The organism is Mesorhizobium sp. B263B2A (genome assembly GCF_020165775.1).
GTDB classification, from domain to species: Bacteria; Pseudomonadota; Alphaproteobacteria; order Rhizobiales; family Rhizobiaceae; genus Mesorhizobium; species Mesorhizobium opportunistum.
The window spans coordinates 1-24,041 of record NZ_JAIUIU010000001.1; the positions used below are offsets into that span (position 1 = coordinate 1).

Sequence of the window (24,041 nt, forward strand, 5' to 3'; positions counted from 1 at the left end):
GCCCAGTAATGGGCCGCGTCCGACCGGCCTCGAGGCCGCCCACACCTCTCTGGACGCGTGGTCAGGCAAGCCGCCATAACCGCGAAGGGCAGTTGGATGCTCATTGTCGGGATCAACGGTAAAAGTAAGGGTCAAGAACCCGCACCTCCGTGATCTTGTCGACCGGCAGCATGTTCTTCTGGGCGGTGGCGCGGATCGCCTCCGGGGAGGGCGCGTCATAGACGCAGAAACTCTGCTTCTTGTCGGCCGAAACGAAGGACTGCACCCAGGTGACGCCCTTCTCGGCGTTGCGCATGATGACGCCGCCCATCGCATCGGCGCCGGCTTCATTCATCGGCACGTTGAGACCATCCGGAAAATTACGTTCAACAACATAGCGAGGCATATCGGGTTTCCCTTTTTCATGGATTTGACACTCGGTTTCGAGCGCTGGGGCCTTTGATCACGCTCGCCAAACCCGCGCATCGGAACCATTCCCCATATTTGCCGGGACGATTCCCCATGTTTGCAACGTTGGTTGTCGGAGCCACACAGCGGATACCGAACCCACCTATAGTGGCGGCTGAACGCGACACGACGGCAAATCAGGCCACAATCGAGCGGATGATGATGCTTCTGGAACGGCAGACACAGCTGGAGCACCTGGACGGCCTGTTGGCGGAAGCCATGCGCGGCCACGGCCACGTAGCGGTCTTGTCGGGCGAGGCGGGCGCCGGCAAATCGGCGCTTGTCGAGGCCTTTATCGCCGAGGCCGGCGAGCGGGCGCGCATCTTGCGCTCCGCGTGCGAGGACCTGTCGATCCCCGATCCGCTTGGCCCGCTCTACGATCTGGCGCGCGAGGCGCAATGGCCGCTGCCGCAGGCGATCGACGCCCGGCAGGGCCAAAGACTGCCCCTGTTTTCCGACGCCCTCGCAGTGTTCGAGAGCAAGGGCCGGCCGACATTGCTGGTGATCGAGGACCTGCACTGGGCCGACGACGCGACCCTCGATTTCATCAGGTTCCTCGGCCGGCGGATTGCCAACACCCACGTCCTGCTGCTCTTGACGGCGCGCACCGACCGCAGCGAAGGCCAGATGCGCGTACGCCGGGCGCTGGGCGAAATTCCGGCGGGTAGCATTACCCGCATCGAGGTGCCGTTGCTGAGCGAGGCCGCGGTGCGGTCGCTGGCCGCGAGCGCCGGGCGCGATGGCGAGGCCATCTATCGGGCCACCGCCGGCAACGCCTTTTTCGTCACCGAGCTTTTGTGCGCCGACAACGAGACGATGCCGCCCGCCAGTGTGCGCGACGCCGTGCTGGCGCGCGCCGAGCGCCTGTCCGCCGGCGCGCGTTCGATGCTGGACGCGGTGTCGGTGTTTCCGCGCCGTGCCGACGCGTGGGCCCTGCAGGGCCTGTGCGGCGTCGCCAGCGCCGGCCAGCTGGCCGAATGCGTGTCGAACGGGCTGCTGGACGATCTGGGCGATGCCTATGCTTTCCGCCATGAGATCGCCCGCCGCGCCATCGAGATGACGCTGACGACCAGCCACAGGCGGCAGTTCAACCAGCGGGCTCTGTCGGCGCTGCTCGAAAGGGGAGACATCGCCACTGCGCGTCTGGTGCATCACGCGGTCGAGGCAAGCAATTTCGAAGTGGTGCGGGAGCTGGCGCCGCTCGCCGCGCGCGAGGCGTCGAGGGTTGGCGCCCATCGCGACGCCGCCGGCTACTATGAAGTCGCCTTGCGCCAGGCCGACGGCCTGCCAGCCGAAGAGCGTGCCGCGCTCTACGAGCAATATGCCTTCGAATGCCACTTGATCGGCCGCATCGACGACGCCATCGCGGCGCAGGAACACGCGCGCAAGCTGCAGCGCGACCTGGGCAACGTGCTGAAGGAAGGCAACAGCCTCAGATGCCTGTCGCGCTTCGCCTATCTGCTCGGGGATCGGAAGACCGCGGATCTGCTAGGCGCCCAGGCGGTCGCGTTGCTGGAGACCGCGCCCGCCGGCCCGGAACTGGCGATGGCCTATTCCAATCTCTCGCAGCTGGCGATGCTGTCCGAAAGGCTCGACGAGGCATTGTCGCTGGGAGACAAGGCGATCAAGCTGGCCGGGCTGCTGGACCGGCCCGACATCTTCTGCCACGCCCTCAACAATGTCGGCTCCGCCGAGCAATGGCTGGATCTGGCCAGCGGCCGCCAGCGCCTCGCCCAAAGCCTCGAAATCGCCATCGAGCAGAATTTTCAGGAGCACGCGGCGCGCGCCTTCACCAACAGCGCCTGTGTCGAGATGAACCAGCTCGGCTATAGCGAGGCGCGATCCCTGCTCGAGCGCGGCATCAACTACTGCGTCGAAAACGACCTCGTCACCTGGCGCGATTACATGCGCGGCGTGCTGGCCCAGCTGCGGCTGCGTCAGGGACAATGGGATTTGGCGGAGGCCGAGGCGCTCGACCTGCTTGCCAATGACCAGGCGACGGCTCTTGTGCGCTATCCCGCCGTGGTGGCGCTGGCCAAGCTGCGGGTCCGGCGCGGCGACCCCGGCACCGGGCCGCTCTTCGAGGAGATGATGCGCTTCCTGGAAAGGGGCGGGGAACTGCAAAGGCTGGCGCCCTATGCGTTGCTGATGGCCGAGCGGGCATGGCTCGGGCAAGCCGACACGGATGAGGCGCTGGACCTGATCGACGCGGCCGAGAGCCTGTCGCCGACGCGGGCCGTGTTCGCCGAACTGGCCTGCTGGCGGCAGGTGCTGGCGCCGGATTGCGACCCCGGCGACACCACGGGCATGGCCGAGCCCTACCGGATGCTGCTGGGCGGCGACTGGAAGGGGGCGGCGGATCTGTGGGCCGGAATGGGCGCTTCCTTCGAGCGCGGGCTCGCGCTTATGCAGGGCGACGAGCCGGCGCAGCGGTCGGCGTTGGAGATTTTCGAGCGCCTCGGCGCCGGGGCGGTGGCCCACAAGGTACGCGAGATCATGCGGCGCAACGGCGTCAACAACATCGCGCGCGGTCCGCGCCAGACCACGCGCGCCAACAGCGCCGGCCTGACGCAGCGCCAGATGGAAGTGCTGCAACTGATCGAGCGCGGCCTCTCCAACAAGCGGATTGCCGAGCACCTCGCCATTTCGCCGAAGACGGTCGATCACCATGTCTCGGCGGTTCTGGGAAAACTGGACGCCATTTCCCGTGGCGAGGCGACGGCGGCGGCACGCGATTCCGGACTGATCTGAAACTGTGGCAACCGGCAACGGTGCCTCAGTCGTAGGTCAAATCCGTCGCCTTGCCGCCGAACACGCGGTAGGCATAGAAGGAATAGAAGATGATGATCGGCAGCACCACCACGGTGCCGGCCAGGATGATGGCCAGGCTTTCCGGCGCCGAGGCCGCCTGCCAGATGGTCAGTTTGTCGGGCACCACGAACGGATAGAACGACCAGGCAAGGCCGGCAAAGCCGAGCATGAAGATCGCGGCCAAGGTCAGGAACGGCGTCAGCGCATGGCGGTCGTCGGGCTTGGGCAGATGGAAGGTCTGCCGCCACAGCCACAGGAACAGCAGCGCCGACAGGATAGGCAGCGGCGAGAGATACAGCATCTGCGGCCAGACGAACCATTTGTCGAAGATGCGCGGGCTGGCAAACGGCGTCGCCAGCGACACCGCCACCATGCCGAGCGCGGTCAGCACCAGCGCGGTGCGCAGCCAGCGCACCGCCTTCCTCTGCAGCTCGCCTTCGGTCTTGTAGATCACCCAGGCCGCGCCCATCGCCGCGTAGGCGGCGGCCAGGCAGAAAGCCACCAGCACGCCGAACGCCATGCCGCCCAGGCCGACATCGAGGCCGAGCACATAGACGCCCAGCATATAGCCTTGAGCCAGGGAGGCGATGATGGATCCCAGGAAGAAAATACGGTTCCAGCGGTGCTTGCGCTCGGTCGGCACCTTGGCGCGGAAATCGAAGGCTACGCCGCGCAGGATCAGCCCGACCAGAAGCACGAACACCGGGATGTAGAGCGCGGTCAGGATGACGCCATGCGCCATCGGAAAGGCGACCAGCAGCAGGCCGACGGCCAGCACCAGCCAGGTCTCGTTGGCGTCCCAGAACGGACCGATCGCGGCGATCATCGTGTCCTGCTCGGCATCCTCGGCGGCTGCGAACAGGATGCCGATGCCGAGATCGAAACCGTCGAGGATGACGTAGATCAGGATGGCGAGGCCCATCAGGCCGGCGAAGATCAGGGGAAGCAGGGTTGGCCAGTCGTAGGTCATTTTCTTACTCCCCCGCCGCCGGCTGCGACATCGGTGCGTTGAGCACGCCCGGCAGCGGCGATCTATCGCCGTCCTTTGCCGCCTTCAGCGCCAGATGCACCAGCACGCCGAGATAGGCGATCAGCAAAAGCACGTAGAGAATGAGATAGATGGCGAGCGTCAGCGCGACATGGCTGCCGGCGACCGGACCGACGGCATCGGCGGTTTTCAGCACGCCCGTCACCAGCCAGGGCTGGCGGCCGATCTCTGTGGTGTACCAGCCGGCCAGCGTCGCCAGCCAGCCCGACAGCGCCATCGGCACCATCAGCAAGGCGAGCGGTTTCGGCAGGCTGTGGCGGCGCTTGAGGAAAAAGGCGGCCGACCACGAGACGACAAGCATCAAAATGCCGGTGCCGACCATGATGCGGAAGCTCCAGAAGATCGGAAAGACCGGCGGATGATTGCCGGGATAGTCGTTCAGCCCCGGCACCACGCCGCTGGTCGAGTGCCGCAAGATCAGACTCGCCCCATCCGGAATCGTGATCTCGAATTTGTTCTCCTTTGCCGTCTCGTCGGGGAGTGCGAACAGGACCAGCGGCACGTTGGGCCCGGTGTTCCAGTTGGCCTCCATCGCGGCGATCTTCTGCGGCTGGTGTTCCAGCGTGTTCAGCCCATGCTGGTCGCCGGCAAGGATCTGGATCGGGATCAGGATCGCGGCGGTGAAGACGCCGGTGCGCAACGCCTTCCACATCGATTCCGAACGATCGCCGTAGAGGTAACGCAGCGCCGACAGGCCGGCGATCAGGAACGACACTGTCAGGCCAGACGCCAGCAGCATGTGCACCAGCCGGTATGGCATCGACGGATTGAAGACAATCGCCCACCAGTCGACGGCGTGCGCCTTTCCGTCGATCATCTCGAAGCCGGTCGGCGTCTGCATCCAGGAATTGAGCGCGATGATCCAGAAGGCGGAGACGGTGGTGCCGCCGGCCACCAGCACCGTCGCCAGCGTGTGGATGCGGTTCGACACGCGGCGGAAGCCGAACAGCATGATGCCGAGGAAGGCCGCCTCCAGGAAGAAGGCGGTGAGGATCTCGTAAGCCAGCAGCGGCCCGGCGATGTTGCCGACCGTTTCCATGTAGCCCGGCCAGTTGGTGCCGAACTGGAAGCTCATGGTGACGCCCGAGACCACGCCCATGGCGAAGGACAGCGCGAACACCTTCACCCAGGTGAAATAGGCCCGCATCCAGGCGGAATCATTGGTCGCGTTGTAGCGCAGCTTGAAGAACAGCAGCACCCAGCCAAGCGCAATGGTGATCGCGGGAAACAATATGTGGAACGAAATATTCGCGCCGAACTGCATGCGCGACAGTATGAGCGGGTCCATGGCAGGCTCCGGCTGCTTCCAATATTCGCGAAGGATAGGCCCGTCGCGCCGGTCGGTCAAAGCGGCGTCCCGCCGCGAGGCGGAACGCCGCAGCGCCCCGCCAATATGACGCATGCGGCTCTACGCCATCGTTTCCGGTACCTCGCCAGGCGCGTGCGCGAACTTGCGCATCTTCAGACTGATCACGGCTTCGCGCACACGCCGATCGGCGGCGCTTGGCAAGCTGGCGGCTGACGGCAAATTCTACGTCAAGAACAGCCAGCGAGTGTTGGACCGGAAGCTCCTTTCGCACGAACAGGCACTGTCCAGCCGCATCCACTGCTGGCTCGCCCGGGCCGGCACTGTCTTGCCAATGCATGCCGCCCCAAAACGGTCTCGGTTTGGGAGAACGACGTGCAGAAAAACAAAGGGGAGGCCAATGCGACGGCGCGTCTTTGTCCAGAACTGTCAGCAGCGCCATTGACTTCCGGTTGCACGCAACGACATTCGGCCTATATCAGGGAACCTCTTTCAAGCAGCCTTTTTCACCCATGCCCTCCATCCTGTCCATTTCCGGGGTCTCCAAGACCTACGCCACCGGCTTCACGGCGCTTAAGGAAGTCAATCTCGACATCCAGCGCGGCGAGATCTTCGCGCTGCTCGGTCCCAATGGCGCCGGCAAGACGACGCTGATCTCGATCGTCTGCGGCATCGTCAACCGCTCGACCGGCACGGTCACCGTCGACGGCCACGACATCGGCAAGGACTACCGCGCCGCGCGCCGCCTGATCGGCCTTGTGCCGCAGGAACTGACCATCGACGCCTTCGAGAGCGTCTGGGCGACGGTCAATTACAGCCGCGGCCTGTTCGGCAAGCCGGCAAACCACGCCTTTGTCGAGAAGGTGCTGCGGGACCTGTCGCTGTGGGACAAGAAGGACGCCAAGGCGATCACGCTCTCGGGCGGCATGAAGCGGCGATTGATGATCGCCAAGGCGCTGTCGCATGAGCCGCGCATCCTGTTCCTCGACGAGCCGACCGCCGGCGTCGATGTCGAATTGCGCCAGGACATGTGGGCGATGGTGCGCCGCCTGCGCGAGGACGGCGTCACCATCATCCTCACCACCCACTACATCGAGGAGGCCGAGGCGATGGCCGACCGTGTCGGCGTCATCAACCGCGGCGAGATCATCCTGGTCGAAAACAAGGCCGAACTGATGCGCAAGCTCGGCCGCAAGCGGCTGGTGATGGAACTGCGCAATCCGCTGGCGACGATCCCGGAAGCCTTCTCGCACTATGCGCTGGAGCTGTCGCCGGATGGCGCGCAATTGACCTACACCTATGACAACCAGGCCGAGCGGCCGGGCGTCGCCTCGCTGATCCGCGACCTCGAGGCTGGCGGCATCCAGTTCCGCGACATCGACACGCAAAACTCTTCGCTCGAGGAGATCTTCGTCAATCTGGTGAGGAGGGAGGCATGAACCTCCGCGCGGTATGGGCGATCTACCGGATGGAAATGGCACGTGCCTTTCGCACCGTGCTGCAGAGCATCGTCTCGCCGGTCATCTCGACATCGCTCTATTTCGTCGTCTTCGGCTCGGCCATCGGCTCGCGCATCACCGAAATCGACGGCATCAGCTATGGCGCCTTCATCGTGCCGGGCCTGATCATGCTGTCGCTTCTGACGCAGTCGATCTCCAACGCCTCCTTCGCCATCTACTTCCCCAAATTCGTCGGCTCGATCTACGAGCTTCTGTCGGCGCCGGTCTCCTATCTGGAGATCGTCATCGCCTATGTCGGCGGCGCGGCCACCAAATCGATCATCCTCGGCCTGATTATCCTGGCCACCGCCTCGCTGTTCGTGCCGCTGCACATCGAACACCCGTTCTGGATGCTCGCCTTCCTGATCCTGACGGCGGTGACGTTCAGCCTGTTCGGCTTCATCATCGGCATCTGGGCTAAAAGCTTCGAGCAGCTGCAGCTGGTGCCGCTGCTGATCGTCACCCCGCTGACCTTCCTCGGCGGCAGCTTCTATTCGATCCACATGCTGCCCGGCATCTGGAAGACGATCACGCTGTTCAACCCGGTGGTGTATCTGATCAGCGGGTTCCGCTGGAGTTTTTACGGCAAGGCCGACGTCTCGGTCGGCGTCAGCCTCGGCATGACGCTGGTGTTCCTGGCCGTCTGCATAGCGATCGTCGCCTGGATCTTCCGGACGGGTTATCGGCTCAGGAACTGAGGCGGCTGGTGTTTGGCGATAGCGTGCATGGCGGCCTGGCGAATGCATTGTCTTATGCTGCGCTGGTCGACCCCCACTCCGTCTCGGCTTCGCCGAGCCACCTCTCCCCCGATCGACGGGGGAGAGGAAGGACGCCAAGCTTTTTGCTGTCAACGCTCGTCCAGCGAAGCTCCCTTCCTTTCCCTCCGGAGGGGGGAAAGGTGGCGCTGCGAAGCAGCGACGGATTGGGGGAACCACATGGCAATCAAGCCTCGGCCCGATCAGCCACGCCAATTACAGAAGATGTGTGCATAGCGTAGACCGAAGTGAGGGCGAGGAACCCAAGCCCTGTAGAGTTCAAATGGCCTTGACCAGCCGCAGCAGCCCCAGCATCTCGATATAGGTCCCCTTGCGGAAGGCGACATAGACCGGCTCTTCGACGCCATGGAAACGGCGCTTGAAGGCCGCCTGGCCCTGCAGGTTGAACCTGCGGCGGTTGACCCATGGCGACGAATAGGCGCGCTGGAAGGTGTTGCGCCAGAAATCGCTTTCGGCAAACCCGCTCGGGATCACGTCGACAAGCGGCGACAGGCCAAGCGTGACCACTGAGATGCCTTCCTCGCGAAAACGGTCGACCGCGAATTTGGTCAGGCCGATCTCGGCGTGCGGCGAGGCATCGATATGCTTGCGCTTGAAGGCTGTGGTGTAGCCGATGACCTTGCCGTCGCGACATATCGGATCGAAATCGAGCAACGCAATAAGGTCGCCGTCCGGGCCATGCAGGACGAAGCGGCGCATGTCGGTGCCGAGCTGATCGTAAAACGGACGGTTGAGGAACCCCATTTCCCAGCGCTTGACGATGCGGTCGCCGCGCCAATTGTCGGAGAGCCGCTGTATCTCGTCGAGATGGATCGTGCGTTTGTCCTCGTCGAACGAAAAGCCCTTTTTTAAAAGCCAGCGTTCGGAATAGCGCACGGTCTCATTGCGCTTGCCGGAAAAATCATGTTCGGGCAGGACAAGGCGAGTGTCGATGCCCAGCCGGTTGACCTTGTAGCCGAGCCCGGCCAGCACGCGTGCGGTCTCTTCGCCGATCTGCACGAACCACGGGTCGCCGGCGGTCTCGACGAAGCGCCTGATGTAGTCGGGCCGCCGGGCCGGCGCCGCCACCGGGTCGCCAAGCGCGAAATGATGCTTCATCTTGGTGCCGAAGGCGATGTAGCCGTCGGCGTCGCCAAAATAGGAGAGCTTCGCTTGCACGGCGGTGGAATAGGCGAGCGAGAAGTCGCCGTGGCGGCGCACGATCGCCAGGCGTTCGACATGCGTCAGTTCCTGGCGCTCGACCTTGGGCGAGGCACCCTCGAGGATTTTGTCGAAATAGATCCGCAAGGAGGGCATGGTCGAGATTTCCGCGTGCCGTCTGTGGCGCGACGTGTCTGTCGACACGCAGGACGCGCCACGGCGCCTTGTTTTTTCGCGGGAAGCCGAAATCGGTTGCCGGTTTCGTATTCCTGCGTCGGTAACGGGATCCGCCCCCGGACCTCGAATCAATCACATTGCCGCGACCTGATTATCGCCGATGCCGCCGATATGCCATATAGGGCGCGATGTATTGGGACAGAAGCCGGCAATCGGCTCCGGCCGGCGTGGCGGTGGAAAGCTCCGGAGCGTAGCTGCGGCTTGGCGCGGGCCTCGAAAATCGCTGCCGATCCGCTGTATCGGGGGATCCTGCCCGCGATCAGACGGTTACAGCGCCCTGCGAGCGTTACGGGGATGCTATAGTGGTTGAATGGGACCGAAGAATGAATGGCTGATACGACAACCAGACAGATGATGGAACAGGTGGCGGCGGTCGAGCCGGCAATCGTCATTGGCGCCGGCGCCGCCGGACTGGCTGTCGCACAGGCTTTGATGAAGGCCGGCGTGCCGACGTCGATCCTGGAAAAGGAGAGCCGGCTGGCCGAGCCCTGGCATCGGCGGCACCGGCAGCTGCGTCTCAACACCCACCGCGATCTCTCCGCCCTGCCCGGCCTTGCCTATCCCACGGATACGCCCGCCTTTCCGCCGAGGGACGTCGTCATCCGCCACATGAACGATTTCAGGGAGGCGAACCGCCTCCCGGTGGAGTTTGGCGTTGCCGTCGAGACCATCGTGTTCAGGGGCGATCATTGGGCCGTACGCACCAGCGCCGGCTCGCGCCTGGCGCGTCATGTCGTTGTCGCCACCGGCCGCGACAGGCAGCCTTTCACGCCGCAGTGGAAGGGCATGCAGGCCTTCGCCGGCCGGATCGTCCATTCGGCGGATTTTGGCGACGCGACGACCTATGCCGGCAAGAAGGTGCTGGTCGTCGGCGCCGGCAATTCGGGCTTCGACGCGCTCAATCATCTGGCCGACGTGGATACGTCCGCGATCTGGCTGTCGGCCCGCAACGGCCCCGCCCTTTTGCCCAAGCGGATCGGCAAGATTGCCGTGCACCGGCTTTCGCCGCTCATGGCGCGCTTGCCGCTGCGCGTAGCCGATGCGGTGATCGCGGCGACACAGCGCCTGGTTTTCGGGGACCTCACCAAATTCGGCATGCCGCCCGCGCCGTCGGGCGGCGTCAGCCGCCTGACCTCGGACTACACCGCGATCGCCGCCGATGACGGCGCCGTCGACGCCATCAAATCGGGCAAGATCGTCGTGGTGCCGGCGATACGGGAGTTCACCCGCGACGGCGTGATCCTCGCCAATGGCAGCCTGGTCCATCCCGACATCGTCATTGCCGCGACGGGCTACCGCACCGGGCTGGAGAGCATGGTCGGCAATCTCGGCGTGCTCGACAACAAGGGCGTTCCGCTCTTCAACGGCGGCGAGGCCGATCCGAAACTGCCGGGCCTCTGGTTCACCGGCATGCGGCCGAGCATTCGCGGCTGTTTCGCCAATGCCGCCATACTGGCCAAGGCGATCGCCAGGCGAATTGCCGGCTCCTCCCTCGTATCCGGCGCATCGGGCTGATTCAGGTCGAGGCGACGGAAAAACGTCGGATATTCGTCTGTCCGCCATCGCCTTGACTTATTTACTTGCTATGTTATATAACATGTTATGGTTATGCATCGAACGGATTGATCATGGAAGATGTTCTGCAATCCCTTGGATATCTCTGCCTGGGCAGCCGGCTGAAGCGCATAGGCGAGCAATTGCAGGCCGATGCGCAGCGCGTGCTCGATGGCCTGGAGGTTCCGCTTCAGTCGAGCCAGTACCCGCTGCTGGCCGCGCTCGACAGGCTGGGGCCATTGGCTGTCGGCGAACTGGCGCAGTCGCTCGGGCTCACGCAGCCCGGCGTGACGCGAAGCGTGTCGCTTCTGGCCGAGTTGGGCCTGGTCGAAGCCACCCAGTCGGACGGCGACCAGCGGCGCAAGATGGTCTCGCTGACCAGGAAGGGCCAGCGCCTGGTCGACGTTGCGAAGCAGGACGTCTGGCCGCGCATCGAGCGCGCCGTCGCGGATCTGTGCCGGGATCTTTCGGGGCCGCTTCTCGATCAACTCGCCGCCATCGAGGACGGCCTGGCCATGGCCCCGCTCGATCGGCGCGTGAAAAAAGGCGCAGCGCAATGAAACATGTTCTCGACCGGCCCGTCTGGAGCGCGCTGGAGACGCGGCATCGGGCTTTCGCGCAAGGCGGCAAGCTCGCCAGGCGCTACTCGCCGTCGATCGCCCTCTTCGCCGCCACCGCAGCGGACGATGCCGAAAGCCTGCAGTCATTGGCGGACCTTGTCGATTCAAGCGAAAGCGTGATCATGCTACAGACCGACGCGATTGTCCTTCCGACCGGCCTCTCGGCAACACTGTCGGCGACCGCCGTTCAGATGCTTGCCGACGCGCCGGTGCAGGCCGTGTCTGATGAGCGCGTGCAGCGCCTGACGCACGATGATGTGGCCGAGATGCTGGCACTGGCCACGCTCACCAAGCCCGGCCCGTTCACGTCAGGGGCACTGAGCCTCGGCGACTTCTGGGGCGTGAAGGTTGAGGGCAGGCTGGTGGCGATGGCCGGCGAGCGCATGAAGCAGCCTGGCTACAGCGAACTCAGCGGCGTGTGTTCGCATCCGGAATTTCGCGGCGCCGGCCTCGGCCGGTTATTGTCCGTGTTCGTGGCCAACCGGATTTTTGCGCGTGGCGAGATACCTTACCTCCACGCCTACGTCACCAATGCCGGCGCGATAAAGCTCTACGAGTCCATCGGTTTCAAACCGAGAAGCACGATCAATGTGGCGGTCGTTCAGCGCTAAGGGTAGGAGAGCTCCTGGCCCCTGGCGTTCACGCCGATTTCGGTTCCAGCCGCCGGAAACCGACGGCTTCCATCAGCATATCCTCGTCGACCATGCCGGCATTGTGGAGCGCAAGCAGGGTGAGAGCCAACTCGCGCGCCTCGGTGGATTCGGGATGCGCTTCGCGCCGTCGGCAGGCCTCGTCGAACACGCGTTGCAGCCTGGCGATATCATCGGGTTTGAGCAGGCCACGGTCATAAACGGACTTAGGCATGGCGGTCTCCTGAAGGAAGAGTTAGGGCGCCATTCCTAAATTGCCAATCTTTCCCGAGGCTTGAACGGTTCAGGCCGGATGGGCCCCGGATCGCCAAGGCCCATCCCGCAATTGCAAACCGGCGCCTGATATCAGACGGCGATCTTGCCGCCGCCCTGTTTCGTAATCGCGACAACCGCCGGCCGTACAGGCATGTCGGGCTTGAAGTCGGGCCAACGGGTCGAGGGATCCTCATAATAGGATGGGCGGCCAAACGCGTCCCAGTCCTCGCCGCCGTCGCCCGGATGCTGGACGGCGACGAAGGCGGTCTGGTCGTCGGGCGCAAACAGCGGGCCGCACATCTCGGCGCCGATCGGCACGCGGAAGAACAGTTTCGAGGTCGCCCGCGCCGATCCCTCCGTGTCGACCGCCCACAGGCCATCGGTGCGGCCGGTGGCCTTCGGACCTTGGCCGTCGGTGGCGACCCACAGGCGCCCGGCCGAATCGACCGCGCAATTGTCGGGCATACCGAACCAGCCATTGGCCGTCGTCGCCGTCGAGAAGGTGGCGCCGACATCGGCCACCGAGGGATCGCCGCATTTCAGCAGCACTTCCCACCTGCCTTTGGCAGCGGCAAAATCGCCGCCCTCTTCCGATATTTCGATGATGTGGCCGAAGGCATTTTCGGCGCGCGGGTTGGCGGCGTCGACCTGGTCGGCCTTGCGCTTGGAATTGTTGGTCAGCATGACATAGACCTTGCCGTTGACGGCATTGGGCTGGATGTCCTCCGGGCGGTCCATCTTGGTGGCGCCGAGCAGGTCGGCGGCGCGGCGCGTCTCGATCAGCACGTCGGCCTGGCCGGTGAAGCCGTTTTCGGCCGTCAGCGGCCCCTGGCCGAAGACGATCGGCAGCCATTCCACCGAACCGTCCTCGGCGAACTTGGCGACATGCAGCGTGCCGTCGTCCAGCAGGTCCTTGTTGGCGGCGCGGTCATTGGCATTGAAGGTACCCTTGGTGACGAACTTGTAGACATAGTCGAAGCGCTCGTCGTCGCCGAGATAGAAGACGACGCGGCCATCCCTGGCGACGATCGATTCGGCGCCCTCGTGCTTGAAGCGGCCCATGGCTGTGCGCTTCCTCGGCGTCGAGGTCGGATCGTTGACGTCGACCTCGACGATCCAGCCGTAGCGGTTGGCCTCGTTAGGCTCCTTGGCCAGGTTGAAGCGGTCGTAATGCGCGCCCCATTCGTAAGCGCCTTCAGGGATGCCGAGGCGCTTGTAGTTGGCGGCCTCCTTGTGGCCCTCCGGCAGTTCACCGGAGAAATAGCCGTGGATGTTCTCCTCGGACATCACATAGGTGCCCCAGGGCGTGACGCCGCCCGCGCAGTTGTTGATGGTGCCGATGACCTTGGTGCCCGATGGATCGGCATTGGTCTTGACGCGGTCATGGCCGGCGACCGGGCCCGACAGGGTCATTTCGGTGTTCGAGGTGATGCGGCGGTTGAGCTTGCCGTCGCGCACCACTTGCCATTTTCCCGAGACCTTGCGGATCTCGACGATGGTGCCGCCATGCGCGGCCATCTCGACATCGACTTGCTCCTTGCTGAGCGGCGCCACTTCGGCCGCCTTCTTGCCGTCCTTGTCGACGATCTTGACGATGCCGGGGAACATCAGATGCGGATTGGTGTATTCGTGGTTGACCACCAGCAGGCCATGCTCGGCGGAACCGTCGATCGGGATATAGCCGACATAGTCGTTGTTGTAGCCGAACTGCCTCGCCTGGGCTTCGGCCGACTGTTTGGCCGGATCGAACTCCGGCGAATCGGCAAACAGCGGATCGCCCCAGCGCAACAGCACGTCGGCGTCATAGCCCGGCGCGACATGGTGCTTGTCGTCGATGCCGGCCTCGAGTTCGTCGAATTTGAAGGCGGAGCCGTCCGCGGCACGGGCTTCGTCGGCGCTGACAAGTGCCAGCGGGCTGACGGTGGCGGCAATCGCCGAGACGGCGAGCGATCCCTTCAGGAAACCCCGGCGCGAAAACCGCGCGGCGATGATCTCGCCCATGGTGCGGTTGTCGGTGGGATTGATGGCCGGTCCGTCGTTTTCCTCGAGCAGGCTGGTGCGGAATTTGGCGTTGGGGGCGCGGTGTTCGGTCATTGGGGCCTCTGGCTTTGGAGTGGCTGGAGCTTGTGTCTTTCGACCCCTTACAGTCGGCCGGTCACATTTTCGTGACACGGCAAGTCGCTTTTAACGACATTCCACGAAGGCCGGCAAGGCGGCCGTGTCCGCATCTGCCGGGGAGCCGCGAAATGGGTTCTTGAACCGGCCAGGCAAGGGGGTCCTCTCCGTCACCGCCGCCACTCCCGCTCGAGGTGACCTTCAGGCTCGACGGCTGTTGTCTCCCCGTCGGCGGTGATGCGCGGCGCGGCCGCTCCATTGCCCGCGAGGCGGGTTCTCAGGCATGCGATATGGGACTTTAGTCCAAGCTTGCGCTTGCAAAGGTCTTGGGTGACAAACGCAACGGTCGGAGGTCGCTTCCGGTCACCACGTCTTTCGGCGATGTTGGTTGCACTGCAACGTTGGGATGGGCACGCCGGCTCAATCGACGGAGATCAGGATGTACGGATCGATCACGGCCCGTTGCCGACGGCTGACGCTCGGATCGGCGGCTTTCCTGGCGCTGACTCTTGCCCCCTATCAGATTGCCTTTCACGGCTCCGCCCTTGGAATCGACGCCGCCAGCGCACAGGCCGCCAGCGGTGGCCATGGCGGCGGTAATGGCGGTGGCAACGGCGGTGGTAATGGCGGTGGCAACGGCGGTGGCAACGGCGGTGGTAATGGCGGCGGCAACGGTGGTGGAAATAGCGGCGGCAACAGTGGTGGCGGCAACAGCGGGAACGGCAATGGCAATAGCGGCGGCAATTCCGGAAAAGGCGGCGCCGCCTCCGGCAAGGGCCAGAGCGGCAGCCATGTCAACGCCGCGACCGGCGACAAGGTCGACATCAATGGCAGCACGATCACGGTCGAGCACCCGGACGGCTTGACGGAAAAGATCGAGAACGGCCGTTTCAGAATGCAGGATGCGCTCGACCGAACGATCGTCGACCGCCCGGCCACGTCGGCCGATGTCAAACGTCTTAAGGCTTTGTGAATCCGGGCCTTGTGAAGCTGGTCAACAGGCAACGGCCGGCTTCGCATGTCACCTCCGCCGCCCCCGGCGGAGGTGACCTCGTTTTTATCGATCCTCGCGCGGTTTCCCCCATGGCGCCGGCATAGCGATGGCGTCTATGCGCGGTTCCGGTCGCGGTCACGAAACTCACGCATCATCAGGGCCGCCTCGGTGCGGTTTCGCGCGTTGAGTTTCGACAGCACCCCGGTCATATGGTGCTTGACGGTCTTCTCCTGCAGATCCAGCCGCAGGGCAACTTCCTTGTTGCTGAGCCCCTCCGCCACCAGCCGCAGGATCTCGCTCTGCCGTTCCGTGAGTTGCCGCAGCCGGTCCGCCATGCCGTCGGCAGGCTGCTGGGACTGGAGATCGGAAAGCAGCCGCGCCGACAGCATCGGCGAAAGATAGCTCTCGCCTGCCACCACGTTGCGCAGGATGTCGGCGAGCGCACGCGACCCGACACCTTTGAGGACATAGCCGTGTACCCCGGCGTTCAGGGCCTTGGTCACGTCGGCATTGGCCTCCGAAACCGTCAGCATGACGATCTTCTGGGCGGGATGGTTGGCAAGGATGCCTGCAACCGCGGTCAGGCCGCCGCCCGGCATGGAGATGTCGAGCAGCAGAATGTCGGGCCGCGCCGTCGACGCGATGCGTTCGGCATCCTGCGCGGTCGCGCCTTCGCCGACCATCTCGAAGCCGCCGATCTCCGACAGGCTGCGCGTCACGCCTTCACGAAAGAGCGGGTGATCGTCGATGATGGCGATACGAATGGCTTCGGTCATGCTTGCTCCTCAACCGATAAACTGATCACCAAGCGCGTGCCTTGCGGTCCGGTCAAGGCTTCGAACTGGCCGCCAATGCTTTCGACCCGCTCCCTGAGGCCGGCGAGCCCCAATCCCTCGACCCGTGCCGCCGGGTCGAAGCCTGGTCCGCCGTCCGATACTTCGACGAAGAGCCGGCCGCCTTTCATTCCGGCAGCCACCGCCTGATCCTTGCCGCGGCCGTGGCGATAGGCATTGTTCAGCCCTTCCTGTACGAAACGATAGATGCTGATCTTCTCCGAAGCGCCGGGTTCGGGCAACTGTCCTGGCAGCGTGAGCGCCACCGACGTTCCGGTTCGGCGCTCGTGCTCTTTGACGGCCAGCCGCAATATTTCCGTTGCCGCGGCCGTCTCTATCTGCGGCAGGACAAGGCCGTTGCAGATGCCGCGTATCTCTCGCATCGCATCCTCGAGCGTCTTGCGGATCATCGCCACCTCGGTCGCGCGGTTCCCCTCCCAATGGTCATCGCCGGTAAACACCGGGCTGTCCATGCGTAGCGCCGCCAGGGCCACGAGTTGGGCCGGCCCGTCATGCAGGTCGGCGCCGATACGGCGCAAATATCTTTCATTGAGCGCGGTGGCGCGGCGGGACGCCCGCTGTACGCGCTGCCGCAAGGCGCTGTTTTGCGTCACCAGGTCCTGCAGCTCCGACACCTGGCGGCGCAGCGCTCCGCGCTGGTCGTCGATGGTGCGGCTGCCGCGCAGCACGATGCCCGACAGGAGCAGGAATGCCGTCAAGGTGGTGCCGGCCACGATCAGCCAACTCGACAGCAGGGCGGAGGCCAGCGTGGCTTTGAAATCGGTGGCGATTTCGTAGAATTCGGTGACCGCCACCACATCGCCGGACCAGGGTTCGCGCACGGGATTGTAGATCTCCAGCAACGGCTCACCCGAAGCCCGCTCTTTCTCTTCGTTGTCGTCATACGTGTCGAACTGGGCAGCGACGTTGCCCTGGAAGGCGGAACGCAGGTGGTCGTTCAGATCGAAGCGGCGGCCGATCAGGGAGGAGTCTTTCGAATAGAGCACGGTGCCGTCGCGGCGCCAGAGCCTGAACGACACCAGGCGCTTGCCGAGCGCGCCCTGTCCGAGCGTTTCGTCGAGCGCCTGCTTGACGGATTCGCTGAGTTCCTCGCTCTTGCGCAGGTCGGGCAGCAGCGGCGCGATCACGCTGTCGACATAAAGCGCCGTCGTGGCGGCCGAATTGCGGGTGACGCCGTCCCGGATCTGCGTCGTCACCCAGGCACCCACCAGCAGCATAACCACCAGAAGGCCAAAACCGCCGGCAACGAGGAATTGCACAGCGAGCGAAAGCTCGCTCCAGCGCCGCGCCAAGTTCTGAAAGATGCGTATCATGAGCCCCTGACCGCCCTTCGATCGATAGGCTGGGCGGCGTCGATACATTGAGCCTCTGTCTTGCCGTTGCCAAGACCTTCGTTTGAACGAGGTCGCTTGACGTCCCGGCGCGCTTCGGAAACAAGGGCCGCGGCACAGGCGGCGGCAGCCGCTTCGAGGAGGGACGGGACGTTGAGTTTTTCGGGATTGCTGCAGCTTGGCTTTTCGACGGTCATCTTCCTTTTGGCGGCGACCGCGGCCAAGCAATGGGGATTGGCGCCGAGCCTGGGCAAGATCCTTTTGACGCTCGCGCTCTACTCGCTGGGCAATCTGATCATGCTGCGGCTGATCCGCGAATTCGGCATGTCGGTGTCGTTCAGCCTCTCGGCGGTCATCCAGCTGGTCTCGGTCAACGTCGTGGCGCTGGTGTTCTTCGGCGAGCGCGTCAACGCGCTGCAGGCGAGCGGCATCCTGCTGGCGATCGCCGCGGTGGCGCTGATCACGCTCGGGCCCTATCTGCAAGGACGATGACCCGAGATGACGGCTGCGATACCGATCCGATGAAAGACACCGCCACCACCTTGCTCAACCGGATCGAATTCCCGGTCCTGCTGGCCGGCCTGGTCATCGCCGGCGGGCTATGGGGCTTCGTGGAACTGATGGAACTGGCGCGGACAACCGAGCCGCATGGCTTCGACACCGAGATCCTGCTTGCCTTCCGCCAGGCGGGGCAGCCCGGCGTGCCGCTCGGCCCGCCATGGCTGGAAGGGGCGATGCGCGACATCACCAGCCTCGGCAGCACCAGCGTGCTGGTGCTGATCACGGCGGCGACGATCGTCTATCTGCTGTTGATCCGCAGGCCGGGAACCGCACTTCTCATCTTCGTCGCCGTGGCCGGCGGCCAGCTTCTGTCGAGCCTGTTGAAAGTTGGCGTCGACCGGCCCCGGCCCGAACTCGTTTCGCATCTGGTCAACGAGACGTCGCTCTCTTTCCCGAGCGGCCATGCGATGCTGTCGGCGGTGACCTACCTCACGCTCGGTTCGCTGGCGGCGCGCTTCCTGCATGGCCGGGCGACCAAGATCTACGTCCTGTCGCTCGCCGTGCTGACGGCGGTTCTGGTCGGCGTCAGCCGCATCTATCTCGGCGTCCACTGGCCGTCGGACGTGCTGGCGGGCTGGTGCGCGGGCTTCGCCTGGGCGATGCTGTGCTGGTTGGTGGCGCGGCTTCTGCAGCGGCGCAAGGTGGTGAGCGACGATGCCTGATGGGGCGCCTGGTGCCCCTCAGGCCCGTCGTCAGATCAATCTGTTGATCAGGTGCCCGCAGCCCGTCAGCATGAAAATTGTCGAGAGCAGGCATGCCGACGTCGTCAAGGTCCTGAAAATTTTCAACTGCGTTGCCCCCTAGCCCCGATAGAAACACCCTATCCTGCAATTCCCGGCGTACGAGAAAAATGAACACGGGATCTGGCCGATGATCGCTGCCGCATGGGCCTGGCCGGTATCGACCAGAAGACACGCGCCGAGCGCGCCGGCGTTTTGCTTCCGATCATCCGCGACGCGCCGAGCGCAATTGGCGGGGAAGTCTCTTCGCGTCCGGCTTCCATCAGGAAGAGGAGGGCGGCCGCGTCCTTATCGGTTGAGCGACCTTGGACCGCTGACGAATGGGCTGCCCCTGACATGAAAGCGCAGCGGCCGGTCCGCGTCCTTCGAAATGCCGATCCTGATGCCTTGCCCGATTTCGCCGGGTGCGTGGTCATCTTCCGCGAGCCATAGCGGGCCCTTCCGGCAAAGATCGAGCCCGTCGAGCGAACGATCGATCCGCAACGCCATCGCCAGCCGTCCCGGTCCGCGCGCCAAATCGCGCAGGCGCTCGACACTGCGGTTCCGCCGCATGATCGCGATGCCTTCGAGCGGCTCGAGAGCCCTGATCAGAACGCCGGTGCCGGTGCCTTCCATCTCGCTCGAGACGTTCAGCATGTATGAGACGCCATAGGCGAGATAGACATAGGCGTGCCCCGGCTCGAGGAACAGCGAACGGTTGCGCGGGGTCATCCCCCGGTAGCCGTGCCCGGCGGCATCGCCGACGACATACGCCTCGGTCTCGACGATGCGGCCGCTGGCCATGCCTTCGGGCAAGTCGCGCACCACCAGCTTGCCGATAAGATAACGGGCGAGAGCGGCTGTATCGTCAGGCAATTCCGAACGGGCGATCGGGCGGTAGGAGGTCATCGTCATGGCGGCCGGGTTCTCAGGGGTCCATCCATGCCAAACCTCCCTGGCCGTTGTTGTCGATGGACCGTCCTACCACGGCCCACCTCACGGCTGTTAGCGATGGTCGCCCGGGATGGCGCGGGATAGCCCCGAAGCGCCGGTTCTCAATCGAGCTTCAATGCCACCACCTCGCCTTCGTTCATCAGCGGCACATAGAGGATCGACTTGCCGTCGGTGCCGATGTCGGCGCTGCCCGGCTTGAAATGCGCCACCGCTTCCGGCGCGCCGCCGGCCTTGTATCGATAGAGCGTGCCGGTCATGTAGGCGGTGGCATAGACGGTGTCGCCGATGGCGACGACGCCGTCGAGGTCGGCGAATTCCCGCGCGCCAAGCAATGGCGAGACCATTTTGCTGGCGAGGTCGACGGCCAGCAGCCCACCGGGCTCCACCGTGCTGAAGTCGGGTTTGATGCCCTTGCCCCAGGAGGCCACGATCAGCCGGTCGCCATCGGCGAAGACGCCATTGGGCGAAGCCAGCATCGGATCCCCAGCGAACAGCTCGGGCTTGTCGCCGTCGATGCGGTAGATCGTGTCGGCCAGCATGTCGGTGACATAGACCTTGCCTGTACGATCCGATGTCATGTCGTTGAGGAAGACGGCATTCGGCACGGTGATGCTGGCGACCAGCCTGCCGCTGGCGAGGTCGACGACGCGAATTTTGGTGATGTCGGCGACATAGAGCTTGCCGCCCGATATCGCCATGCCCTTGGGCGCGTCCATGCCCTCGGTCCAGTGCTGGGTCACCGTCTTGCCCTCCGGGGACAGCACACTGAGATAGCCGTTGCCGTCGGCATCGCCGGGATTGCCGACGATGTTGGAAACGATGATGCGGTTGTTGGCGGCGTCGAACAGCGCCGATTCCGGCTGTTCGAGCCCCGTGGCGCGCCAGAGTTCGCCGGCCTGGGCGACCGGTGTGGCGGCGATGCCGATGGTGGCGGCAAAGGCGGAGAAGATGAGGCGGGCGGAAATGCTGAGGCGGTTCATGGCTGGTCTCCTGTGATGATGGCGGACAGCTATGATTTTCGATACTTCTCGGGAAGCCTGATTGCTGTTAGTATCGAATATCGATACGAAACTCCCGGCAAGAGGTGCATCCCGTGAGCGGTCTGATCTTCGAGGCGCTGAAGCGGACGCTGAAGGCGAAGGGTGTCACCTATCGCGAGCTTGCCGAGCGCATGGGTGTTTCCGAGCCGACGGTGAAGCGCATCTTCCATGAGAAGAACTGCAAGCTCGACCGGCTGGTCGAGATTTGCGCGGCCGCCGGCGTCGAGCTGGAAAACGTGCTCGGCTCGATGAACCGGGGGCCGGGGCCGGTCAACCACATCGCGCCCGAGATCGAGCGCAGGCTGGCCGGCCGGCCGGCGCTGCTGTTCATCTTCGTCATGCTGTCGGAGAAATTCACGCCGCAAGGCATCATGCGCTCGCAAGGCCTGAGCGAGGCCTCGATGTTCCTCTATCTGCGCGACCTCGAGGAACTCGGCCTTGTCGCGCTCGGGCGGGGACTCACGGCGAGGCTGCTGGTCGAGACGCCGATCCAATGGAATTTCGAGGGCCCGCTCAGGCCGCTGTTCGAGATGACCAACAAGAACTTTATCGGCTGGGCCATCACGCACATCGAGAAGGAGGCGACCTTCGTCAGCTTCTCCAGGCGCATGCGGCCGGAGACGGCGGAGATGGTGCGGCGCGAGGCGGAGGAATTGGCCGATCGCGCCAGGCTGCTCGCCCATCACGACCAGCACACCACGCCCGAGGACGGTCTCACCGGCTACAAATGGACGTTTGCCTTCGGCGCGACGCCGTTTCCGGCGATCATGCCGATCGGCCCGCACCCGCGCGATGCCGGCGCGCGGCCGGCCGAGCAGTCCGCCGCAAAAGGACGGCGCCCGCTTCCGGCGTGAAAGGACTATTCGGCGGCCTTCGTCTCCGCGTCCGCAGCCTTGTCGTCCCAGGTCACGGCCCGGTAGTCGAAGCCATATTCCAGGGTCGGCTTGACGATGCGGAAATAGGGCGACAGGTCGAAGTCGCGCGGCGTATACAGCGAGTGGTGGCGGATGTGCAGGATTTCCTTGCGCGAATAGCTCGACTGCGCCGAGGCGCGGCCGGGCGCACGGGTGATCTCGGGCAGGATCGGATAGCGGATCTGGCCATAGGCCTCGGCAATCAGCGTCGAGCAGATGGCGCGTGTCGGGTCGCCGGAGCCGAAGGCCAGCATGCGGCGGCGCCAGCGCACCGGCACCGGCGGCGTCGGCAGGAAAAAGCGCAGCATGTCGAAGATGTTCTTGAGGTCGTATTTCAAGCCAAGCTTGCCGACCATGAAGGCGACGACCATGTCGCGGTCCTCCGGTGCCAGGCCGCTCGCCCGGCAGATGCGGGTGTTGTAGGTGCGGTAGCGCGACAATGGCACGGCGACGCAGCCTTCGCCCATGGTGACCTCGATCAGCCGGGGCCGCTCCGCTCCGTCTTCCGGCTTGGGGAAGGCATCGCCGACATAAAAGGCCGCATGCGACCATGTCGACTGGGTAAGGTACTTGATCGCCGCCGAGATCCTCTGGTTGCCCTCGACCAGCAGGATGTCGCCGGGCTCCAGCGTGCGGCGCAGCGTTTCGGCATCGGATGGCGTGTAGGGCTCATAGCCCGAGGATTCTTCCTGCAGCCGGCCGGCAAGCCAGCGGCCAAGGCGGTCGAGAAGCGTGTCGGCCGGCGCGGTCATAGCAGAGCGTGATTAACACAGGCTGGCGTGCGGATACCAGCCGCGGTTAGCCGGCCGATGCGCTGGCGTCTTCCTGCGGGCCGGCCAGATCGTCGCGCGCCTTGCGGGCCAGTCTTTTCGTCGCGTGCCTGGGGCTGTCGCCGAACAGGTCGGCAGCCTCGGCAAGGCAGGATTTCCTCAGGCTCTTTTCCGAGCGCTTCAGCAGCTTGCCGAGAAGCTTGGTATCCTCGCGCGGCCCAAGCGGCTGGTCGTCGGCCTCGAGCAGCGTGCGCATGACGAACACATCATGCAGTTCGCCCAGCCGCTCGCCCAGCTCGTCGACGGCCTTGCGCCGCGCCTTGATCGGCGTCGGCCAAAGCCGGCCCAGCAGCGACAGGTGCATGCCGTGCGTCTTGGCCGCCTTGCGCAAATCGTGGAAATCGTCGGCTTCGCCGCGCGCGCCGGCCTTGTCGAGCGCCTTCCTGGCACGGCGCAGGGTGACGCGGGCGCCTTCGGCGAGCACGTCGGCGGCCTGCTCCGGCTGATCGGGTAAGGCAAGGCTTTCGATCCGCTCGATGCCGTCCTTGCAAGCGGCGATCGCCGCGCCGATTGCCGCCTGGAGGCCGGCGCCTTCGTGCAGATCATGCTGGCGGGCGACCAGCCTGTCGCGCACGGCATCGAGCCCGCCATCGGCGCTCTCCTTGGGAAAACTAGCCGCCAGCCGGTCGATGGTTTCGATCAGCGCCGTGGCTTCACGCGGGCCTGCAAGCAGCGCCGCCACATTGCGATAGCACTGGTTCTCGGTCGTGCAGAAAGTTTCGTCTCCGGAACGAACCAGGCGCAGCAAGGCACGTGCGCCCTTCAGCCGCTTGCGGCATTTGTGCAGTCCCTGTTCCGGCCGGTTCTGCGCCGCGTCCAGATGCAGCAGTGCCTTGCCAATCTCCTCGGCAAGGATGCGTCTGACCTCACCGGTCAGCGGCAGGCGCGGGTCGATGCGAAAACTCATGCGGCGATCTCCGGAATCCCCCCGAGGGCGAGCGACGCGTTGTAGAATTTCTGCTCGCCGGTGACTTCACGGCCGAGCCAGTCTGGCAGCATTTCGTCCGGCACGTCTTCCGGCGTCTCGAGTTCGGCCACCACAAGTCCTGCCAGCGCGCCGCCAAAGACGTCGACTTCGTAGAGATAGCCGCGATGCCTAACATGGTGGCGTGTCTTCTCTATGACACGTCCAAGAGCGAAGGCCAGCATCTCCTCGGCCTCGGCTAGAGGCACCGGATACTCGTATTCGTCGCGCTCGCGCGCCTTGCTGCCGAATTTGAGCGTCAGCTTGGCGGACACGCCGTCGCTGATGCGGATCCGCACCGTCCGGCCGGGCGCGGCGGCAAGATAGAACTGGCGAATGCGGATATCCGCCTCGACCAGGTTCCGCCATGCGGTGCTGGAGACCAGGAACTTGCGCTCGACTTCCTTGCCCATGGCCGCGCA

23 protein-coding genes are annotated in these 24,041 nt (G+C 64.6%); 10 read left to right on the forward strand and 13 right to left on the reverse strand.

Annotated features, from left to right (window positions below; genetic code table 11):
• Positions 1-112 precede the first annotated feature (112 nt).
• Entirely contained in the window at positions 113-385 is a 273-nt protein-coding gene (locus LB568_RS00005; protein ID WP_224728664.1) for a DUF4242 domain-containing protein, read from the reverse strand.
• A 224-nt stretch (positions 386-609) separates the two neighbouring features.
• Here LB568_RS00005 and LB568_RS00010 point away from each other — a divergent pair, with 224 nt between their 5' ends.
• Positions 610-3,198: a helix-turn-helix transcriptional regulator gene (locus LB568_RS00010; protein ID WP_224729469.1), complete on the forward strand. Its 2,589-nt coding sequence runs from the start codon at positions 610-612 to the stop codon at positions 3,196-3,198.
• Positions 3,199-3,223: 25 nt separating this feature from the next.
• Here the strand turns inward: LB568_RS00010 and LB568_RS00015 are convergent, their stop codons facing one another.
• Positions 3,224-4,228, reverse strand: a complete 1,005-nt coding sequence (locus LB568_RS00015; RefSeq protein ID WP_224728665.1) for a cytochrome d ubiquinol oxidase subunit II — start codon at positions 4,226-4,228, stop codon at positions 3,224-3,226.
• A 4-nt stretch (positions 4,229-4,232) separates the two neighbouring features.
• Positions 4,233-5,594 carry a cytochrome ubiquinol oxidase subunit I gene (locus LB568_RS00020; RefSeq protein ID WP_224728666.1) on the reverse strand — a complete coding sequence of 454 codons (1,362 nt, stop codon included), beginning with the start codon at positions 5,592-5,594 and terminating at the stop codon, positions 4,233-4,235.
• Between the two features lie 530 nt (positions 5,595-6,124).
• Here LB568_RS00020 and LB568_RS00025 point away from each other — a divergent pair.
• Together LB568_RS00025 and LB568_RS00030 are read left to right on the forward strand one after the other, a co-directional pair.
• Complete coding sequence (locus LB568_RS00025; protein WP_224728667.1) at positions 6,125-7,051, forward strand: ABC transporter ATP-binding protein; 927 nt, start codon at positions 6,125-6,127, stop codon at positions 7,049-7,051.
• On the forward strand, positions 7,048-7,809 hold the full coding sequence (locus tag LB568_RS00030; protein ID WP_013892077.1) for an ABC transporter permease: 762 nt from the start codon (positions 7,048-7,050) through the stop codon (positions 7,807-7,809). Before LB568_RS00025 ends, LB568_RS00030 begins: the two co-directional genes overlap by 4 nt.
• A gap of 336 nt (positions 7,810-8,145) precedes the next feature.
• Here LB568_RS00030 and LB568_RS00035 read toward each other — a convergent pair whose 3' ends face one another.
• Positions 8,146-9,183, reverse strand: a complete 1,038-nt coding sequence (locus LB568_RS00035; RefSeq protein WP_224728668.1) for a phosphatidylglycerol lysyltransferase domain-containing protein — start codon at positions 9,181-9,183, stop codon at positions 8,146-8,148.
• Positions 9,184-9,591: 408 nt separating this feature from the next.
• Between LB568_RS00035 and LB568_RS00040 the strand changes: the two genes are divergently transcribed.
• The 3 genes from LB568_RS00040 to LB568_RS00050 all read left to right on the forward strand — a co-directional run bounded on the left by LB568_RS00040 (position 9,592) and on the right by LB568_RS00050 (position 12,049).
• Entirely contained in the window at positions 9,592-10,779 is a 1,188-nt protein-coding gene (locus LB568_RS00040) for a flavin-containing monooxygenase (RefSeq protein WP_224728669.1), read from the forward strand.
• Between the two features lie 113 nt (positions 10,780-10,892).
• The gene (locus tag LB568_RS00045; RefSeq protein ID WP_013892074.1) at positions 10,893-11,378 is read left to right on the forward strand and encodes a MarR family winged helix-turn-helix transcriptional regulator; all 486 of its coding nucleotides are present in this window, start codon (positions 10,893-10,895) and stop codon (positions 11,376-11,378) included.
• Positions 11,375-12,049, forward strand: a complete 675-nt coding sequence (locus LB568_RS00050; protein WP_224728670.1) for a GNAT family N-acetyltransferase — start codon at positions 11,375-11,377, stop codon at positions 12,047-12,049. The genes LB568_RS00045 and LB568_RS00050 overlap by 4 nt, the downstream gene beginning before the upstream one ends.
• A gap of 28 nt (positions 12,050-12,077) precedes the next feature.
• Here LB568_RS00050 and LB568_RS00055 read toward each other — a convergent pair whose 3' ends face one another.
• Together LB568_RS00055 and LB568_RS00060 are read right to left on the reverse strand one after the other, a co-directional pair.
• Positions 12,078-12,302: a hypothetical protein gene (locus LB568_RS00055; protein WP_023779944.1), complete on the reverse strand. Its 225-nt coding sequence runs from the start codon at positions 12,300-12,302 to the stop codon at positions 12,078-12,080.
• A gap of 131 nt (positions 12,303-12,433) precedes the next feature.
• Positions 12,434-14,437, reverse strand: a complete 2,004-nt coding sequence (locus LB568_RS00060; protein ID WP_224728671.1) for a PhoX family protein — start codon at positions 14,435-14,437, stop codon at positions 12,434-12,436.
• A 460-nt stretch (positions 14,438-14,897) separates the two neighbouring features.
• Between LB568_RS00060 and LB568_RS00065 the strand changes: the two genes are divergently transcribed.
• Positions 14,898-15,431: a hypothetical protein gene (locus LB568_RS00065; protein WP_224728672.1), complete on the forward strand. Its 534-nt coding sequence runs from the start codon at positions 14,898-14,900 to the stop codon at positions 15,429-15,431.
• A gap of 134 nt (positions 15,432-15,565) precedes the next feature.
• Here LB568_RS00065 and LB568_RS00070 read toward each other — a convergent pair whose 3' ends face one another.
• A complete protein-coding gene (locus LB568_RS00070) occupies positions 15,566-16,228 on the reverse strand; it encodes a response regulator (RefSeq protein ID WP_013892069.1) in 663 nt (220 codons plus the stop codon).
• Complete coding sequence (locus LB568_RS00075; protein WP_013892068.1) at positions 16,225-17,619, reverse strand: sensor histidine kinase; 1,395 nt, start codon at positions 17,617-17,619, stop codon at positions 16,225-16,227. The genes LB568_RS00070 and LB568_RS00075 overlap by 4 nt, the downstream gene beginning before the upstream one ends.
• Positions 17,620-17,790: 171 nt before the next feature.
• On the opposite strand from LB568_RS00075, the gene LB568_RS00080 reads away from it, so the two are divergent.
• On the forward strand, positions 17,791-18,129 hold the full coding sequence (locus LB568_RS00080; RefSeq protein WP_224728673.1) for a hypothetical protein: 339 nt from the start codon (positions 17,791-17,793) through the stop codon (positions 18,127-18,129).
• Positions 18,130-18,158: 29 nt separating this feature from the next.
• Positions 18,159-18,860, forward strand: a complete 702-nt coding sequence (locus tag LB568_RS00085; protein WP_140572429.1) for a phosphatase PAP2 family protein — start codon at positions 18,159-18,161, stop codon at positions 18,858-18,860.
• 366 nt (positions 18,861-19,226) lie between these two features.
• Here LB568_RS00085 and LB568_RS00090 read toward each other — a convergent pair whose 3' ends face one another.
• Both LB568_RS00090 and LB568_RS00095 read right to left on the reverse strand, forming a co-directional pair.
• On the reverse strand, positions 19,227-19,832 hold the full coding sequence (locus tag LB568_RS00090) for a DNA-3-methyladenine glycosylase (RefSeq protein ID WP_224728674.1): 606 nt from the start codon (positions 19,830-19,832) through the stop codon (positions 19,227-19,229).
• A 140-nt stretch (positions 19,833-19,972) separates the two neighbouring features.
• Positions 19,973-20,851, reverse strand: coding sequence for an SMP-30/gluconolactonase/LRE family protein (locus LB568_RS00095; RefSeq protein ID WP_224728675.1), 879 nt, complete (start codon positions 20,849-20,851; stop codon positions 19,973-19,975).
• Between the two features lie 113 nt (positions 20,852-20,964).
• On the opposite strand from LB568_RS00095, the gene LB568_RS00100 reads away from it, so the two are divergent.
• The gene (locus tag LB568_RS00100; protein ID WP_224728676.1) at positions 20,965-21,765 is read left to right on the forward strand and encodes a helix-turn-helix domain-containing protein; all 801 of its coding nucleotides are present in this window, start codon (positions 20,965-20,967) and stop codon (positions 21,763-21,765) included.
• 5 nt (positions 21,766-21,770) lie between these two features.
• Here LB568_RS00100 and LB568_RS00105 read toward each other — a convergent pair whose 3' ends face one another.
• From LB568_RS00105 to LB568_RS00115, 3 genes are read right to left on the reverse strand one after another with little or no spacing between them, the layout of a single operon-like run.
• The gene (locus LB568_RS00105; RefSeq protein WP_224728677.1) at positions 21,771-22,577 is read right to left on the reverse strand and encodes a lipo-like protein; all 807 of its coding nucleotides are present in this window, start codon (positions 22,575-22,577) and stop codon (positions 21,771-21,773) included.
• Between the two features lie 46 nt (positions 22,578-22,623).
• Positions 22,624-23,562, reverse strand: a complete 939-nt coding sequence (locus LB568_RS00110) for a CHAD domain-containing protein (RefSeq protein ID WP_224728678.1) — start codon at positions 23,560-23,562, stop codon at positions 22,624-22,626.
• The gene (locus tag LB568_RS00115; RefSeq protein ID WP_013892060.1) at positions 23,559-24,032 is read right to left on the reverse strand and encodes a CYTH domain-containing protein; all 474 of its coding nucleotides are present in this window, start codon (positions 24,030-24,032) and stop codon (positions 23,559-23,561) included. The genes LB568_RS00110 and LB568_RS00115 overlap by 4 nt, the downstream gene beginning before the upstream one ends.
• Positions 24,033-24,041: the final 9 nt, after the last annotated feature.